The sequence below is a fragment of the Streptomyces sp. NPDC087300 genome, assembly GCF_044744425.1.
Taxonomy (GTDB): Bacteria; Actinomycetota; Actinomycetes; order Streptomycetales; family Streptomycetaceae; genus Streptomyces.
In genome coordinates, this window is sequence record NZ_JBIUYI010000015.1 from 105,217 (window position 1) to 119,671 (window position 14,455).

Consider the following 14,455-nt stretch of genomic DNA (forward strand, 5'->3'; position numbering starts at 1 on the left):
AGAAGGGCGGGACCCCACCGGGGTCCCGCCCTTCTTCACGCGTGTGTACGTCGCTCAGTGCTCCGTGCCGGTACCGGAGCCCGCGCCGTGCGAGGCGTCGCCGGACGGGTTCGTGGAGGCGCCGTCGGACGCCTCACCGGACGGGTTCGTGTGCGCGTCGTCCGCCTGGCCCTCGGGGTTGCCGCTCGCGCCGTCCGACGGCTTGCCCGAGGGCTTGCCGGACGGGTTGCCCGACGCGCCCTTGGCCGGCTTGCCGTCGGGCGCCTGCGGGAGCTCGCTCGGGCCCCACTTGGAGAAGTAGCTCTCGGCGGGCACGACGAACGTCTGGAGCGCCACGTCACCGGTCTTGCTGAACGAGAAGGTGACCTTCTGCGCGTTGCCGTCCTTGACGGCCTCACGGCTGCTCGGCAGGACCGCGGAGGCGTTGTTCTCGCCGCCGATGACGACGGAGCCGCCGGCCGGGATGGTCAGCTTCCCCTTCGACTTGGAGTCCTTGTCGTCCTTGCCGGGCGTGAGCGCCGCCTTCTTGTCGGTGCCGTCGACCGTGATCGACTCCAGGTCCTGGGCGGTCCTGCCGTTGTTGAAGACCGTCGCGGAGATCACGGCGGGACCCTTGGACTTCAGGTCCGGCTGCGTGATGACCATGGCGTTCTGGATCTTGATGTCACCGACGGTGGTCGCGGCATTGTCCGGCTTGACCTCCATCGTCTGCGCGTTGTTGCCGGCGCCGCAGGCGGCGAGCGTGGCGAGCGAGAACGCGATGGCGGAAGCGGCGATTGCGCCGCGTCGAAGGCTGCGGCTCACGGCGGCGGCAACTCCTTGAACGTTGGCGGTACGGGAGGGGCGGACGGCCGTAAAGCCGTCCTAAGTGTGTGTCAGCGGGCTTAGGTTACCGAGCCGTTCCCGTGCCACCGCACCCGACCCGCCCCTTGCGCACCGAGGGGTCGTGCCTAGGGGGCGCGCGACGACTCCCGGCGGTCGTCCGATCGTCACACCGCGCTCCGTCGCCGCCCCGTCGCCGCTCCGACTCCGCCCCGGCCTCTTCACGTCCCGCACATTGACCTCAGGAGTACCTGTAGGCCCCTCGTTCATCATTCACATAAGCGCCGTCAACGGCTCTCCGGTCCCGCCTTGCGGATTTCCCGTAAGGAATGCATGGGGGTCCGGAGAATTGATCATCCGGCTTCTTGATCAATTCTGGAATCGCCCGGGACGTCGATCCGCACAACGATCCGCACACCTCTCCGTCCTCCGAACGGAGTAGCGGAACTCCTCCGCTTGGAACCTGGCAAACCGGGACGTTCGACCTCTTGGGGCGCTCTTGAGGGGTACGTAACGTGTGTGTTTCCGCCTCCCCGGAGAGCGGCTCCGACCTGCGAATACCCCGTTCCGCGGCCCCTCCGCAGCACGTTCCTGTTGCTGTTGTCAAGCCCCGAGATATGCCCTGACCTGCGAAAACGCCATTCAGAAGAGGCGGTTCTCGTGTTAGGATGGATAGCCACGGAAGGGGTACCTGTCACATGACGTTCAAGGTTGGCGACACCGTGGTCTATCCCCATCACGGGGCCGCGCTGATCGAGGCCATCGAAACTCGCCAGATCAAAGGCGTGGACAAGACCTACTTGGTGCTGAAGGTCGCCCAGGGCGACCTGACGGTACGTGTGCCAGCGGACAATGCGGAGTTCGTCGGCGTGCGTGATGTGGTCGGTCAGGATGGACTGGACCGGGTCTTCGAGGTACTGCGCGCGCCGTACGCCGAAGAGCCCACGAACTGGTCTCGTCGCTACAAGGCAAATCTCGAGAAGCTCGCCTCGGGCGATGTCATCAAGGTCGCGGAAGTCGTGCGTGACCTGTGGCGTCGGGAGCGCGAGCGCGGACTGTCCGCAGGTGAGAAGCGCATGCTCGCCAAGGCACGGCAGATCCTGGTGAGCGAGCTCGCCCTCGCGGAGAACACGAACGAGGACAAGGCCGAGGCCCTGCTGGACGAGGTTCTCGCGTCCTGACGCGCATACGGCCCGAGGCGCGAGCCCCGGCCGGCCTGGCGCAATGATGCCGCGGTGCCCGCTGACCCTTTACGGAGTCGCCGGGCGCTGCGGCATGTTCGTACCCGGATCCTTCTCGGACGAATCTTGTCGGACGGCGACGAATTCCCTCGTCCACCCGGGCAGGCATGTGAGCGGTCCTCAGGGGACCGTGTTGGTGTGCCGGGCTCGGGCAGCTGGTTCGACCAGATGTCACGGAAGGGTCCGGTCAAGGCGTTCCGCCCGGCACGGTGTGGCCATACCCATGTCGGCCGAGCACACAAACCTGAACGGAACCGATGTCTAGCGAATCCCGCACCGCGGTGGTCATTCCCGCGGCAGGACGGGGCGTGCGCCTCGGCCCTGGCGCCCCCAAAGCGCTCCGTGCGCTGAACGGCACCCCGATGCTCATCCACGCCGTGCGCGCCATGGCGGAGTCCCGCGCCGTCTCCCTCGTCGTCGTCGTGGCACCCCCGGACGGCGCCCCCGAGGTGAAGACCCTCCTCGACGACCACGCGCTGCCCGGCCGCACCGACTTCCTCGTCGTACCCGGCGGGGACACCCGTCAGGAGTCCGTGCGGGCCGGTCTCGACGCGCTGCCCGAGGGCATCGACATCGTCCTGGTGCACGACGCGGCCCGCCCGCTGGTGCCCGTCGACACGGTCGACGGCGTCATCGAGGCCGTCCGCGACGGCGCGGGCGCCGTCGTCCCCGCGCTGCCGCTCACCGACACCGTCAAGCAGGTCGAGCCGCGGGAGGCCGGGCTGCCCGAGCCCGTCGTGGCCACGCCCGAGCGGGCCAGGCTGCGCGCCGTGCAGACCCCGCAGGGCTTCGACCGGTCCCTCCTGGTGCGCGCCCACGAGAGCGTCACCGAGAACGTCACGGACGACGCGAGCATGGTCGAGCAGCTCGGCGAGCCGGTCGTCGTGGTGCCGGGACACGAGGAGGCGTTCAAGGTGACGCGCCCCCTCGACCTCGTACTCGCCGAAGCGGTGCTCGCGCGCAGGAGGGCCAACGATGGCTTCTGAGACCCCCGAGCCCCTGGTCGTACTGCCGCAGGTCGGCATCGGCACCGACATCCACGCCTTCGAAGAGGGCCGCGAGCTGTGGTGCGCGGGCCTGAAGTGGGAGGGCGAGGGCCCCGGGCTCGCCGGGCACTCCGACGCCGACGTCGTCGCGCACGCCGCGTGCAACGCGCTGTTCTCCGCGGCGGGCCTCGGCGACCTCGGCGCGCACTTCGGCACCGGCCGCCCCGAGTGGTCCGGGGCCTCCGGGCTCACCCTGCTGACCGAGGCAGCCCGGATCGTGCGAACGGCCGGCTTCACCATCGGGAACGTCGCCGTGCAGGTCGTCGGCGACCGCCCCAAGATCGGCAAGCGCCGCGAGGAGGCGCAGAAGGTGCTCTCCGAGGCCGCGGGCGCGCCCGTCTCCGTCTCCGGGGCCACCACCGACGGCCTCGGTTTCCCCGGCCGCGGCGACGGACTCGCCGCGATCGCCACCGCGTTGGTCGTACGCACGACAGTCTGAGGCTGATATCGGGGTAGTCCTACGCCGTGTACTGGCGTATGCCTCGTACCACCAGCCGCCCACGAAGGAGTGACTTTCATGTCCGCCGCACTGTCCGACCAGCTCAAGAAACTGCTCGACTCGCCGGTCTTCATCTCGGTCGCCACCATCCAGCCCGACGGCAGCCCCCAGGTGTCGCCGGTCTGGGTCACGCGGGACGGCGACGACCTGCTGTTCTCGACGACGATCGGCCGCCGCAAGGAGAAGAACCTGCGGCGCGACCCGCGCGTGACGGTGCTGGTCCAGCCCTTCGACGCCCCCTACACGTACGCGGAGATCCGCGGCACGGCGACGATGACGACCGAGGGCGGGCAGGAGCTCATCGACGAGCTGTCGCGCAAGTACACCGGCAAGGACTACGCCGACTTCAATCCGGGTTCCAAGGACGACAGCGAGCGGGTCGTCGTGCGGGTCTCGGCGCGCAAGGTCGTCGGGAGCATCTGAGGGCGCCGCGGGCGTCCAGGACACCGCAACGTCACAGTTCCGTGCCCTGTGGCCCAAGGGGTCGCGGGGCACTGCCCTGCGCCCACTACCCTGGTGTGGTGACGATTCGCCTGTACGACACCAGCGCCCGGCAGATCCGTGACTTCAGCCCCCTCAACGACGGCTGTGTCTCGATCTACCTCTGCGGTGCCACCGTGCAGGCGGCCCCGCACATCGGGCACATCCGTTCGGGGCTGAACTTCGACATCATGCGCCGCTGGTTCGCCTACCGCGGCTACGACGTGACGTTCATCAGGAACGTGACGGACATCGACGACAAGATCATCAAGAAGTCGGCCGAACAGGGCCGCCCCTGGTGGTCGATCGGCTACGAGAACGAGCGCGCCTTCAACAGCGGGTACGACGCCCTCGGCTGCCTGCCGCCCACCTACGAGCCGCGCGCCACCGGGCACATCACCGAGATGGTCGAGATGATGCGCGGCCTCATCGAGCGCGGTCACGCGTACGAGGCCGAGGGCAACGTCTACTTCGACGTGCGCTCCTTCCCCGGCTACCTGGAGCTCTCCAACCAGGAGCTCGACAATCTGCTCCAGCCCTCCGGCGAGGGCGAGACCGGCAAGCGCGACTCGCGTGACTTCGCCATGTGGAAGGCCGCCAAGGAGGGGGAGCCCAGCTGGGAGACCCCCTGGGGCCGCGGCCGTCCCGGCTGGCACCTGGAGTGCTCGGCGATGGCCCACAAGTACCTGGGCACCGAGTTCGACATCCACGGCGGCGGGATCGACCTGATCTTCCCGCACCACGAGAACGAGATCGCCCAGGCCAAGGCCTTCGGCGACACGTTCGCGCGCTACTGGGTGCACAACGGCTGGGTCACCATGAGCGGCGAGAAGATGTCGAAGTCCCTCGGGAACTCGGTCCTCGTCTCCGAGATGGTCAAGCAGTGGCGCCCCATCGTGCTGCGCTACTACCTGGGCACCCCGCACTACCGCTCGATGATCGAGTACAGCCCGGAGGCGCTGCGCGAGGCCGAGTCCGCGTTCGCCCGCATCGAGGGCTTCGTGCAGCGCGTGGTGGAGAAGGCCGGGGGCGTCGTCGACGCCGCCGCCGAGGTGCCGCCCGCGTTCGCCGACGCCATGGACGACGACATGGGCGTCCCGCAGGCGCTCGCCATCGTGCACACCACGGTCCGGCAGGGGAACTCCGCCCTCGCCGCCGACGACAAGGAAGCCGCCATCGCGCGGCTCGCCGAGGTGCGGGCCATGCTGGGCGTCCTCGGCCTCGACCCGCTCGACGCGCACTGGGCGGGTGGCGCGAGCGACCGCGGCGAGACTGGATCTCTCAACAGCATGCACGGCGTCGTCGACACCCTCGTGCGGCTCGTCCTGGACCAGCGCGAGGCCGCCCGCGGCCGCAAGGACTGGGGCACCGCCGACGCCATCCGTGACTCGCTCAACCAGTCGGGCCTCGTCATCGAGGACGGCCCGAGCGGCCCGCGCTGGACGCTCGGCCCGCGCTAGGCACCCGCTGATGTGCCGCCCGGCGATTCGGGCGGCACACTTCATAGACGTACACCTCGTACGCGCACGCACGTGCGCGCACACGCATCACGACAGACAGGTAGGTCATGGCCGCTAACAACCGCCGCATGTCCGGCAAGAAGGGCGCGCAGGTCGGCAGCGGCGGCAATCGGCGCCGCGGCCTGGAGGGCAAGGGTCCGACGCCGCCCGCCGAGGCGCGCAAGGGGCATGTGAAGAACCGCATCGCCAACGCCAAGGCCAAGAAGTCCGCGGGCGCCCCCCGCCGTCCCGCGCCCAAGGGCCGCGGCGGCAAGGCGTCGTCCGAGATGGTCGTCGGCCGCAACCCGGTCTTCGAGGCGCTGCGCGACGGCGTGCCCGCCTCCACGCTCTACGTCCAGCAGTTCATCGACAACGACGAGCGGGTCCGCGAGGCCCTCCAGCTCGCGGCCGAGCGCGGCGGCATCCACCTGATGGAGGCGCCGCGGCCCGAGCTGGACCGCATGACGAACGGCCTGAACCACCAGGGCCTCGTCCTCCAGGTCCCGCCGTACGAGTACGCGCACCCCGAGGACCTGGTGGCCGCCGCCTTCGACGAGGGCAAGGACCCGCTGATCGTCGCGCTGGACGGCGTGACCGACCCGCGCAACCTCGGCGCGGTCGTCCGCTCCGTCTCCGCGTTCGGCGGGCACGGTGTGCTCGTGCCCGAGCGGCGCGCGGCCGGCATGACGGCCGGCGCCTGGAAGTCCTCCGCCGGTACGGCGGCGCGCACGCCGGTCGCGCGCGCCACGAACCTGACCCGCGCCCTGGAGGCGTACAAGAAGGCCGGCGTCGCCGTCGTCGGCCTCGCGGCGGACGGCGAGCACGAGGTCGGTGACCTGCCCGCGCTGAACGGTCCGGTCGTCATCGTCGTCGGCAGCGAGGGCAAGGGCCTGTCCCGGCTCGTCGGCGAGACCTGCGACTACCGGGTGCGGATCCCGATGCCGGGCGGCGCCGAGTCGCTGAACGCCGGTGTGGCCGCGGGCATCGTGCTCTACGAGGCGTCCCGCCGCCGCGACTAGCCCGCGCTGGTACACCCACACGTGTGAGGATGTCCGGGCCGCGTTGATCTCTTGACGCGGCCCGGACATTTCCACATGGTCAAGGCAGTGTCCTAAACACACATCACTCGGTTAGATGAGTGTGGACACCAGAACACCCCGCACACCCACGGGGGGAAGCTCGTCAGGCTTCGACGAAGCTCCCGCGCTGAGCATGGTGAAGGTGCCGAGCGACCCGGCGCAGGTCATCGTCAATCACGCGAGTTTCCGCGTGCAGCTCCCCGCCGCTGGGCGCACTCAATCCCCGCGCATCTCACGCCACTTGGGCACTCCCGACGAGACGGTACGCATCCCGGTCGTGGGCGGCGCCGCCAAGCGTCGCGCCCCCGTCGTCTGGAGCGGGAAGTCCGAGCCGGGCGACCCCGGAGCGACCGGACTGCTGCAAGCGGTGCGTGGCACGGGCGTACGCCATTCGGCCCAGGACACCGGGCCGTACGACGACGGCGGCGCGACCCAGGTCATCCCGCGCGTCGACCTCGACGACGAAGGCCCCGGCACCGTCGCGACGCCCGGCGTCGGCGGACCGCGCGGCCCCGAACCAGAGACCCGGCTGCTGCCGCAGATGCGGATGCCGAGCAGCGACTACGACGAGCGGCTCGCCGAGGCGGGCGACGCGTTCGACGACGACTACGACGAGACCGAAGGCGACGACGGCGAGCGGCGCGTCAGGCGGTACGGGTCCGATCCCGTGCGGCACGCCTACTACCCCGGGCGCCGGATGAACCTCGGCGTCGTGCTGCTCCCGCTGCGCGTCTTCCTCGGCTTCATCTCCATCTACGCCGGCATGGGCAAGCTGTGCGACCCCGTCTACTTCGACGGCGGCGAGCGCGGCTCCATGGTCAAGTGGCTCAACTCGCTGCACCCCTGGGCGCTCGCCGAGCCGCTGCGCGACTTCGCCCTCCAGCACCCGGTGGGCGCCGGCCTCTGCATCGCCTTCTTCCAGGTCATCGTCGGCGTGCTGACGGTGCTCGGGCTCTGGCAGCGCCTGGCCGCCTCCATCGGCGTGCTGCTCTCCGCCGCGCTCATCGTCACGGTGAGCTGGAAGACCGTGCCCGCCTACGACGCGCCGGACATCATCTATCTGGCCGCCTGGTCGCCGCTGATCATCGCGGGCGCGCCCGTCTACTCCGTCGACGGACGCCTCGCGGGCGAGGCCTGGCGCACGCTCGGCCCCCGCGCCGCCATCTGGGACCTGCGGCGGCGCGTGCTGCGCCGCGGCGGCCTCGTCGGCTCGGTCGTGGTCGGCCTCACGCTGCTGATCGGTTCGCTGCTCGGCGGCGCGGTACGGGACGCGGACCGCGTCACGGTGCCGGGCCCCGGCGAGGCGCCGCGCAACGAGCAGAACGGCTCCCCGCTCCCCAGCGACCCCGCGAAGAAGCAGCGGCGCCAGTCGGGAACTCCCTCGCAGTCGACCGGGTCCCCGACGCAGGGCAGCTCCGCGAGCCCCACGCAGGGCGCCACGGCGCCCGGCACGGCCCGCGAGACCGGCACCGTCGGTTCGGAGCAGCGGCCCAGTCAGACGACGCAGGGCGGCAGCACGGCGGGCCAGGCCCCGCCGCAGCAGTCCGCGCCGCAGCAGCAGCAGCCGACCACCAGCACCGGACCCACGTCCAGCGGCGGTGGCGGCACCACGGGGGGCTCAGGAGCCTCCGGGAGCTCCGGTGGCTCCGGTGGCGCGGGCGGCGAGAAGCCCGGCCTCCTGGGCGGCGTTCTCGGCCGCTGAGACGCCGGACCCGGCCGGTCGTCCCGGCCGGCTGGTCGTCCCGTTCGTACGAGAGATGGGCCCCGCACACCCGGTGTGCGGGGCCCATCGGCGTACGGGAGGGACGGCGAGTGGGCCCTGTCTCCCTCAACTCTCCCTCAACGGCGCTGTGCGGCAAGCTCCTTGGCGGCCTCGGTGAGGTCCTTCGCGGTGTCGATGGCGCGCCAGTAGGCGCCCTGCGGCAGCGGGAAGCCCGCCAGGCGCTTCTCACGGGCCAGCCGCGGGAACGTGGTGCGCTCGTGGTCGCCGAGGTCGGGCAGCAGCCCGGTGAAGGACGCGGAGAAGACGTAGACGCCCGCGTTGATGAGGTACGGGGACGGCGGGGCCTCGATGAAGTCCGTGATGTGGCCGAACGCGTCCGTCTCGACGGCGCCCCACGGAATGCGGGGCCTGGCCAGGGCGAGGGTCGCGGTGGCGTCGCGCTCGGCGTGGAAGGCCGCCATGTCGCGCAGGGAGAAGCGGGTCCAGATGTCGCCGTTCGTCGCGTACCAGGGGCGGTCCGCGTGCGGCAGGTGGCGGGCGGCGTACTTGAGGCCGCCGCCGCGGCCGAGGGGTTCCTTCTCGACGACCGTGGTGACGTTGAGCGGCAGATCCGCCGCGTCCAGCCAGTCCTTGAGGACCTCGGCGAGATGACCGCAGGAGACGACGGCGTCGGTCACGCCCTCCTCGGCGAGCCAGGCGAGCTGATGGCCGATGATCGGGGTCCCCGTGCCGGGGATCTCGACCATCGGCTTCGGCCGGTCGTCGGTGTAGGGGCGGAGTCGCGAGCCTTGGCCTCCGGCGAGGATCACGGCTTGCCTGGGGGGCGGGTCAGCAGTCATGCCCTGCACGATATGCGGATGCCGCGGGGCGCTGCCCCGGGCCCCGGCCCCCAGGCGCCGGACGGCTCAAGAAGCCTGGCGGGCCACGCCTGTCGCGAAGGACGTGTCGCAGACCGGGCGGGCGTACGACTGTGCGCGGGTCGGGCCGTACGCCTGCACGGCGGCGCGGCCGAGCGCACGGGCGATGGACATGCAGTGCCTGGCGAGCGACGGGTGGCGGTTCACCTCCCGCTGGAGGTGGGTGAGCGCCACGCCCGGGTTCTTCTCCTGGAGCTCGACCAGGAGCCGGTCGCGCAGGATGTCCTGCGGGGCACGGGACTTGGCCGGTACGGAGAGGTCGTCGGCGGATGCGGTGAGCATCGAATCCGACGAGTTCCCGGACCAGTTGACGCTGGTGACCGCGAGGGTCCCGGAAAGCACCAGCATCACGGGCAGGACGAGGGCGAGCGTGCGGCCGATGCGGCGGGCGGGGCCCCGGTGGGCTCGGCGCGGCTTCTGGGTGTAGTTGGCGGAATGCGTCACGCGAGTGAGCGTAGCGCTAGGTGATGATTTGGCGACATTTAGTCACTCGGTCGAGCGACATAGAAGAAGGTTTCGTCGGGCGGGCGTTGACGAGGGGTGGGCGAAATGACCGATGTGCCGGGGTATTTGTCGACAACGTGAAGGCGTCCGCCCGGCGGAACGCGGGCGTGGCGCACGCGTGAGGGGCCCGGCACCGTGGTGCCGGGCCCCTCACGGGAGTTCACGCGGACGTCTGCGGGACGTGTCCCGGCCCCTGGGGCCCGGTCCTCGCGTCAGTCGGAGAGGCGCTCGCCCGTCGACGTGGAGAAGACGTGGGTCTCGCCCGGCCGCGGCACGACGTGCAGCTGCGCGCCCTTGTCCGGGACCTGACGGCCGTTCACACGGACGACGAGGTCCTTCTTCTCGCCGCCCACCTCCGCGGTGCCGTAGACGTAGCCGTCGGCGCCGAGCTCCTCGACGACGTTCACGGAGACGGCGAGACCGGCCGGGGCGTCCTCGGTCTCCTTGGAGAGGGACTTCGCGGCGGCGCCGTTCTGCTCGACGATGTCGAAGTGCTCCGGGCGGACGCCGACGGTGACCGTGCGGTCACCGCGGTCGGCGGCGGCGGACAGTGCCTCCCGGTTCACGGGCACGACGCTGTTGCCGAACTTCACGCCGCCGTCGGTGATCGGGACCTCGACGAGGTTCATGGCGGGCGAGCCGATGAAGCCCGCGACGAAGAGGTTCGCCGGGCGGTCGTACATGTTGCGCGGCGAGTCGACCTGCTGGAGCAGCCCGTCCTTGAGCACGGCCACGCGGTCGCCCATGGTCATGGCCTCGACCTGGTCGTGGGTGACGTACACGGTGGTGATGCCGAGGCGGCGCTGGAGCGAGGCGATCTGCGTACGCGTGGAGACGCGGAGCTTGGCGTCGAGGTTCGACAGCGGCTCGTCCATGAGGAAGACCTGCGGCTCACGCACGATGGCGCGGCCCATCGCCACGCGCTGGCGCTGACCGCCGGAGAGCGCCTTGGGCTTGCGGCCCAGGTACTCGGTGAGGTCCAGGATCTTCGCCGCGTCCTCGACCTTCTGGCGGATCTCGGCCTTGTTGACGCCGGCGATCTTGAGCGCGAAGCCCATGTTGTCGGCGACGGTCATGTGCGGGTACAGCGCGTAGTTCTGGAACACCATGGCGATGTCCCGGTCCTTCGGCGGCAGGTGCGTGACGTCGCGGTCACCGATGCGGATGGCGCCGGCGTTCACGTCCTCGAGCCCCGCGAGCATGCGGAGCGAGGTGGACTTGCCGCAGCCGGAAGGACCGACGAGGACGAGGAATTCGCCGTCCTCGATCTCGATGTCGAGACCGTCCACGGCGGGCTTGTCGCCACCCGGGTAGATGCGGGTCGCCTTGTCGAACGTAACAGTGGCCATGGTGAGGGCCCCCTTCACCGGCAGGAACGTGCCGGACGATCCGAGTAGAGGGAGTGGTGTAGTCCACCTGGGTGAACTGCTCGTGACGGTACCCCGGAGGCCCGCGGTCTGTCAGTAGTCGGAGGACCGCGGGCTTCGAGGAAATTTTCGACGGGGGTGGGGGCGGTGTTGGTTACACTGCTGGGGCACGTACGACGCTCGCGCGACGCGCATGCCTCCTTAGCTCAGATGGCCAGAGCAACGCACTTGTAATGCGTAGGTCGTCGGTTCGAATCCGACAGGGGGCTCCGGACGAGTCCAGGTCACCCAGCCCGTGGCCTGGACTTTTTTGTGCCCGATTAATGACCATGGCGGCTTTCGGATAATTGACCATGGTGGATCTCGAAGGTGGCGCTTGTCGTGTGTCGGGGCCGGTTCGGACGGGTCAGGTCAGGGGCACGCTGGCGATCTGGCAGCTCGGGCCGCCGGACAGGCCCATGCCTGCCCGGTTCACCGCGACCAGTGCGGACTGGTCCCTCGTGACGTGCACGCTGGATCTGACCAATGTGGCGGCGAGCAAGAGTATTCGCGTCGAGTTCTATCTGGATACTCCGAGTGCCGATCTTCTGGTCGACAGCGTGAACGCTTTCTGATTCGTCAGGCGCGGCCCGCCACCCTGTCCGCCAATTGCGCCAGGCGTGACGACTGTGCGGTGTGGGTGGTGAGTTCGCGGCGGTCGGCCGCGTTGTACGTGGCGTACATGCCGTGGACGCCGAGCCAGCGGAAAGGCTCCGGTTCCCATTTGCGGACCTTGTGGTTGACCCAGGGGAGGGTCGTGAGGTCGGTGGGGCCCGACTGGCCCGAGTCCTGCTGGACCAGGTCGCGCAGGGTGCGGGCGGCGAGGTTGGCGGTGGCGACGCCCGAGCCGACGTAGCCGCCCGCCCAGCCGAGGCCCGTGGCGCGGTCCAGGGTGACCGTGGCGCACCAGTCGCGCGGGACGCCGAGGACGCCGGACCAGGCGTGGGCGGTCCTGACGCCCGCGAGCTGCGGGAAGAAGCGGGTCAGGATGGCGCGCAGGGACGCGATCGTGGCGGGGTGGGTGCTGCCGTCGTTGTCCGTCTTCGAGCCGTAGCGGTAGGGCACGCCGCGGCCGCCGAGCGCGATGCGGCCGTCCGCGGTGCGCTGGGCGTACATGTACGCGTGGGCCATGTCGCCGAGGGTCTCGCGCCCCTCCCAGCCGATCGACTCCCACTGGGAGGGGGAGAGCGGTTCCGTCGCGATCATGGAGGAGTTCATCGGGAGCCAGGTGCGGCGCTGGCCCTTGAGGGAGGCGGTGAAGCCCTCCGTGCAGCGCAGGACGTAGGGCGCGCGGACCGTGCCGTACGGGGTGATCGCGTGCTTCGGCCTGATCTCGGTGACCGGGGTCGACTCGTGGATCGTGACGCCGAGCGCCTCGACGGCGTCCGCGAGGCCCTTGACCAGCTTCACCGGGTGCAGCCGCGCGCCGTGTGGGGTCCAGGTGGAGCCGACGGCTCCGGAGACCCGGACGCGTGCGGCGGTCTCGCGGGCGCCGTGCAGGGTGCGGTCCTTCTCGCCGTACGAGAGTTCCGTCGCGTGGAAGTCCTTCAGGCGGGCCAACTGGGCGGGCGTGTAGGCGACTTCGAGGACTCCGCCGTGGTGGATGTCCGCCTCGATGCCCTCGGTCCGCGCCGCCTCGATCACCTCGGTGACCGTGTCGTTCATGGCTTCCTGGAGGCGTACCGCCGCCTCGCGGCCGTGCAGTTTCGCGTAGCGGTCGCGGCCCGCGATGCCGTTGTAGAGCCAGCCGCCGTTGCGGCCCGACGCTCCGTAGCCGCAGAACTTCTGCTCCAGGACGGTGATGCGCAGGAAGGGGGCCGCCTTCTTCAGGTAGTACGCGGTCCACAGGCCCGTGTAGCCGCCGCCCACGATGCAGACGTCCGCCGTGGTGTCACCGGTGAGGGGTTCCCGGGGCGCGGGCGTGCCGTCGTCGGCGTACCAGAACGATATGCCGCCGTTGACCGTGCCGGACCCGTGCCGTGTGCTGTCTGTGCTGTCCGCGTTGCTCGCGCTGCTCATGGGCGGACGTTACTGCGCAGGTGGGGGCCGTGGGCAGGGGGTGGGCCGTTGGTCCCACGGGGTGGGTCCTTCGGCGCCGGGAGCGCGGGGTAGATTCGGATACTTTGAGCAGTACGTGTCGATCCTGGAGGGCTCAACTCATGGCCGTACACAAGGCCGGACGCAAGTCCGTGCGCGTCGCCGCCGCGGTGGCCGCCGCGGCGCTGATCGGGGTGGCCGCGTCCGCCTGTGGTCCCGACGACAGCAGCGGCTCCGGCTCCGGCAAGGACAAGGGCGGCAGCTCCAGCGGCGCCGCGGAGAAGCCCTCGGCGTCGGCCGCCGCGCTCGCGGGCGTGCCCGCCGCGGTGAAGGGCGGCGTGATCACGGTCGGCGATCCGAAGGCCAAGCATACGGTCAAGGTGTACGAGGACCCGCGCTGCCCGTTCTGCAAGAAGTTCGAGGAGGGCGGCGCGCAGGCGCTGGTCGAGCCGGTGGTCGACGGCAAGGTCAAGATCGAGTACACGATCGCCTCGTTCCTCGACAAGAACCTCGGCGGCAGCGGCTCGGTGAACGCCGCCAACGCGCTGCGGGCCTCGGTGGACGCGGGCAAGTTCGCCCAGTACCACGCGGAGGTCTTCGCCGCGCAGCCCGAGGAGGAGACGGACGACGCCTTCACCCCCGAGTTCCTGCTGAAGACCGCCGACAAGGTCGACGGGCTGCGCGGCGGCGCCTTCGACAAGGCGGTGAAGAACGGGACGCACAAGAAGTGGGTCGGCGAGGCGATGAAGGCCTTCATGGACGACGGCGTCAAGGGCACCCCGGAGGTGCACGTCGACGGGAAGACCGCCGAGCCCAACTCCCTCTACGGCAAGGCGGAGTTCGCCAAGGAACTGGCGGCCGCCGGGGTCAAGTGACCCGGCGTACGACGAGGTCCGGGGTCCCGGCCGTCGCCCGCTACGCGCTGTGGCGCAAGGGGAGGCGGTCCGGGACCTCGGCGTAGCGGGCCGCGTCGGCGATCACGCGCGTGACGTGCCGGGGCAGCCCGAGCCGGTCCGCGAGCCAGGACGCCCGGTGGCCCTGGCCCGCCAGGATCCAGGCGGCGTGCACGCGCGGGTCGTAGACGGCGCCGGGCGGCGGGTAGAGGCCGGCCGGCAGGCTGCCGGGGTCCTCCAGGAGGTAGACGGCGGTGATCCCGTCGAGGGGGAGCCGGATCGCGGGCAGTGTGAACGCGTAAGGCATGG

15 protein-coding genes and 1 tRNA gene are annotated in these 14,455 nt (G+C 70.5%); 10 read left to right on the forward strand and 6 right to left on the reverse strand.

Translation table 11 applies throughout. The features are described 5' to 3' along the window. Nucleotides 1-54: 54 nt before the first annotated feature. Nucleotides 55-804 carry a DUF461 domain-containing protein gene (locus ACIO9J_RS40325; RefSeq protein ID WP_402010311.1) on the reverse strand — a complete coding sequence of 250 codons (750 nt, stop codon included), beginning with the start codon at nucleotides 802-804 and terminating at the stop codon, nucleotides 55-57. Nucleotides 805-1,520: 716 nt separating this feature from the next. Here ACIO9J_RS40325 and ACIO9J_RS40330 point away from each other — a divergent pair. The 7 genes from ACIO9J_RS40330 (at nucleotide 1,521) to ACIO9J_RS40360 (ending at nucleotide 8,368) form a co-directional block, all read left to right on the forward strand. Beyond that, nucleotides 1,521-2,003, forward strand: coding sequence for a CarD family transcriptional regulator (locus tag ACIO9J_RS40330; protein WP_003953493.1), 483 nt, complete (start codon nucleotides 1,521-1,523; stop codon nucleotides 2,001-2,003). Nucleotides 2,004-2,320: 317 nt separating this feature from the next. Beyond that, nucleotides 2,321-3,049: a 2-C-methyl-D-erythritol 4-phosphate cytidylyltransferase gene (gene ispD, locus ACIO9J_RS40335; RefSeq protein WP_402010313.1), complete on the forward strand. Its 729-nt coding sequence runs from the start codon at nucleotides 2,321-2,323 to the stop codon at nucleotides 3,047-3,049. Continuing rightward, nucleotides 3,039-3,548 (forward strand): 2-C-methyl-D-erythritol 2,4-cyclodiphosphate synthase, encoded by a 510-nt coding sequence (ispF, locus tag ACIO9J_RS40340; protein ID WP_402010315.1) that lies wholly within the window; start codon nucleotides 3,039-3,041, stop codon nucleotides 3,546-3,548. The genes ispD and ispF overlap by 11 nt, the downstream gene beginning before the upstream one ends. Before the next feature lie 78 nt (nucleotides 3,549-3,626). Next, nucleotides 3,627-4,031: a PPOX class F420-dependent oxidoreductase gene (locus ACIO9J_RS40345; RefSeq protein WP_402010317.1), complete on the forward strand. Its 405-nt coding sequence runs from the start codon at nucleotides 3,627-3,629 to the stop codon at nucleotides 4,029-4,031. Nucleotides 4,032-4,129: 98 nt separating this feature from the next. After that, entirely contained in the window at nucleotides 4,130-5,548 is a 1,419-nt protein-coding gene (gene cysS, locus ACIO9J_RS40350; RefSeq protein ID WP_402010319.1) for a cysteine--tRNA ligase, read from the forward strand. Nucleotides 5,549-5,655: 107 nt separating this feature from the next. Further along, the gene (gene rlmB / locus ACIO9J_RS40355) at nucleotides 5,656-6,606 is read left to right on the forward strand and encodes a 23S rRNA (guanosine(2251)-2'-O)-methyltransferase RlmB (protein ID WP_402010321.1); all 951 of its coding nucleotides are present in this window, start codon (nucleotides 5,656-5,658) and stop codon (nucleotides 6,604-6,606) included. 115 nt (nucleotides 6,607-6,721) lie between these two features. Further along, entirely contained in the window at nucleotides 6,722-8,368 is a 1,647-nt protein-coding gene (locus ACIO9J_RS40360) for a DoxX family membrane protein (RefSeq protein WP_402010323.1), read from the forward strand. A gap of 137 nt (nucleotides 8,369-8,505) precedes the next feature. Here the strand turns inward: ACIO9J_RS40360 and ACIO9J_RS40365 are convergent, their stop codons facing one another. From ACIO9J_RS40365 to ACIO9J_RS40375, 3 genes are all read right to left on the reverse strand, one after another. Further along, complete coding sequence (locus tag ACIO9J_RS40365; protein WP_402010324.1) at nucleotides 8,506-9,228, reverse strand: NDP-sugar synthase; 723 nt, start codon at nucleotides 9,226-9,228, stop codon at nucleotides 8,506-8,508. Between the two features lie 66 nt (nucleotides 9,229-9,294). Continuing rightward, nucleotides 9,295-9,750, reverse strand: coding sequence for a hypothetical protein (locus tag ACIO9J_RS40370; RefSeq protein ID WP_402010326.1), 456 nt, complete (start codon nucleotides 9,748-9,750; stop codon nucleotides 9,295-9,297). 272 nt (nucleotides 9,751-10,022) lie between these two features. Beyond that, the gene (locus ACIO9J_RS40375; RefSeq protein WP_402010328.1) at nucleotides 10,023-11,159 is read right to left on the reverse strand and encodes an ABC transporter ATP-binding protein; all 1,137 of its coding nucleotides are present in this window, start codon (nucleotides 11,157-11,159) and stop codon (nucleotides 10,023-10,025) included. Nucleotides 11,160-11,372: 213 nt separating this feature from the next. Here ACIO9J_RS40375 and ACIO9J_RS40380 point away from each other — a divergent pair. Continuing rightward, nucleotides 11,373-11,446: transfer RNA gene (locus ACIO9J_RS40380), tRNA-Thr, on the forward strand. Nucleotides 11,447-11,530: 84 nt separating this feature from the next. Then, entirely contained in the window at nucleotides 11,531-11,791 is a 261-nt protein-coding gene (locus tag ACIO9J_RS40385) for a hypothetical protein (protein ID WP_402010330.1), read from the forward strand. A 4-nt stretch (nucleotides 11,792-11,795) separates the two neighbouring features. Here the strand turns inward: ACIO9J_RS40385 and ACIO9J_RS40390 are convergent, their stop codons facing one another. Continuing rightward, nucleotides 11,796-13,235, reverse strand: a complete 1,440-nt coding sequence (locus ACIO9J_RS40390) for an NAD(P)/FAD-dependent oxidoreductase (RefSeq protein ID WP_402010331.1) — start codon at nucleotides 13,233-13,235, stop codon at nucleotides 11,796-11,798. Nucleotides 13,236-13,375: 140 nt separating this feature from the next. Here ACIO9J_RS40390 and ACIO9J_RS40395 point away from each other — a divergent pair, with 140 nt between their 5' ends. Beyond that, entirely contained in the window at nucleotides 13,376-14,128 is a 753-nt protein-coding gene (locus tag ACIO9J_RS40395) for a DsbA family protein (protein WP_402010332.1), read from the forward strand. A gap of 40 nt (nucleotides 14,129-14,168) precedes the next feature. Here ACIO9J_RS40395 and ACIO9J_RS40400 read toward each other — a convergent pair whose 3' ends face one another. Beyond that, a complete protein-coding gene (locus ACIO9J_RS40400) occupies nucleotides 14,169-14,453 on the reverse strand; it encodes a hypothetical protein (RefSeq protein WP_402010334.1) in 285 nt (94 codons plus the stop codon). Between the last annotated feature and the right edge of the window lie 2 nt (nucleotides 14,454-14,455).

Excerpts from the sequence above, each read along its gene's own strand:
- ACIO9J_RS40330 (WP_003953493.1), top strand. The coding sequence starts at position 1,521 with ATGACGTTCAAGGTTGGCGACACCGTGGTCTATCCCCATCACGGGGCC.
- ispD (WP_402010313.1), top strand. The coding sequence starts at position 2,321 with ATGTCTAGCGAATCCCGCACCGCGGTGGTCATTCCCGCGGCAGGACGG.
- ispF (WP_402010315.1), top strand. The coding sequence starts at position 3,039 with ATGGCTTCTGAGACCCCCGAGCCCCTGGTCGTACTGCCGCAGGTCGGC.
- ACIO9J_RS40345 (WP_402010317.1), top strand. The coding sequence starts at position 3,627 with ATGTCCGCCGCACTGTCCGACCAGCTCAAGAAACTGCTCGACTCGCCG.
- rlmB (WP_402010321.1), top strand. The coding sequence starts at position 5,656 with ATGGCCGCTAACAACCGCCGCATGTCCGGCAAGAAGGGCGCGCAGGTC.
- ACIO9J_RS40360 (WP_402010323.1), top strand. The coding sequence starts at position 6,722 with ATGAGTGTGGACACCAGAACACCCCGCACACCCACGGGGGGAAGCTCG.
- ACIO9J_RS40365 (WP_402010324.1), bottom strand. The coding sequence starts at position 9,228 with ATGACTGCTGACCCGCCCCCCAGGCAAGCCGTGATCCTCGCCGGAGGC.
- ACIO9J_RS40375 (WP_402010328.1), bottom strand. The coding sequence starts at position 11,159 with ATGGCCACTGTTACGTTCGACAAGGCGACCCGCATCTACCCGGGTGGC.
- ACIO9J_RS40385 (WP_402010330.1), top strand. The coding sequence starts at position 11,531 with ATGGTGGATCTCGAAGGTGGCGCTTGTCGTGTGTCGGGGCCGGTTCGG.
- ACIO9J_RS40390 (WP_402010331.1), bottom strand. The coding sequence starts at position 13,235 with ATGAGCAGCGCGAGCAACGCGGACAGCACAGACAGCACACGGCACGGG.
- ACIO9J_RS40395 (WP_402010332.1), top strand. The coding sequence starts at position 13,376 with ATGGCCGTACACAAGGCCGGACGCAAGTCCGTGCGCGTCGCCGCCGCG.
- ACIO9J_RS40400 (WP_402010334.1), bottom strand. The coding sequence starts at position 14,453 with ATGCCTTACGCGTTCACACTGCCCGCGATCCGGCTCCCCCTCGACGGG.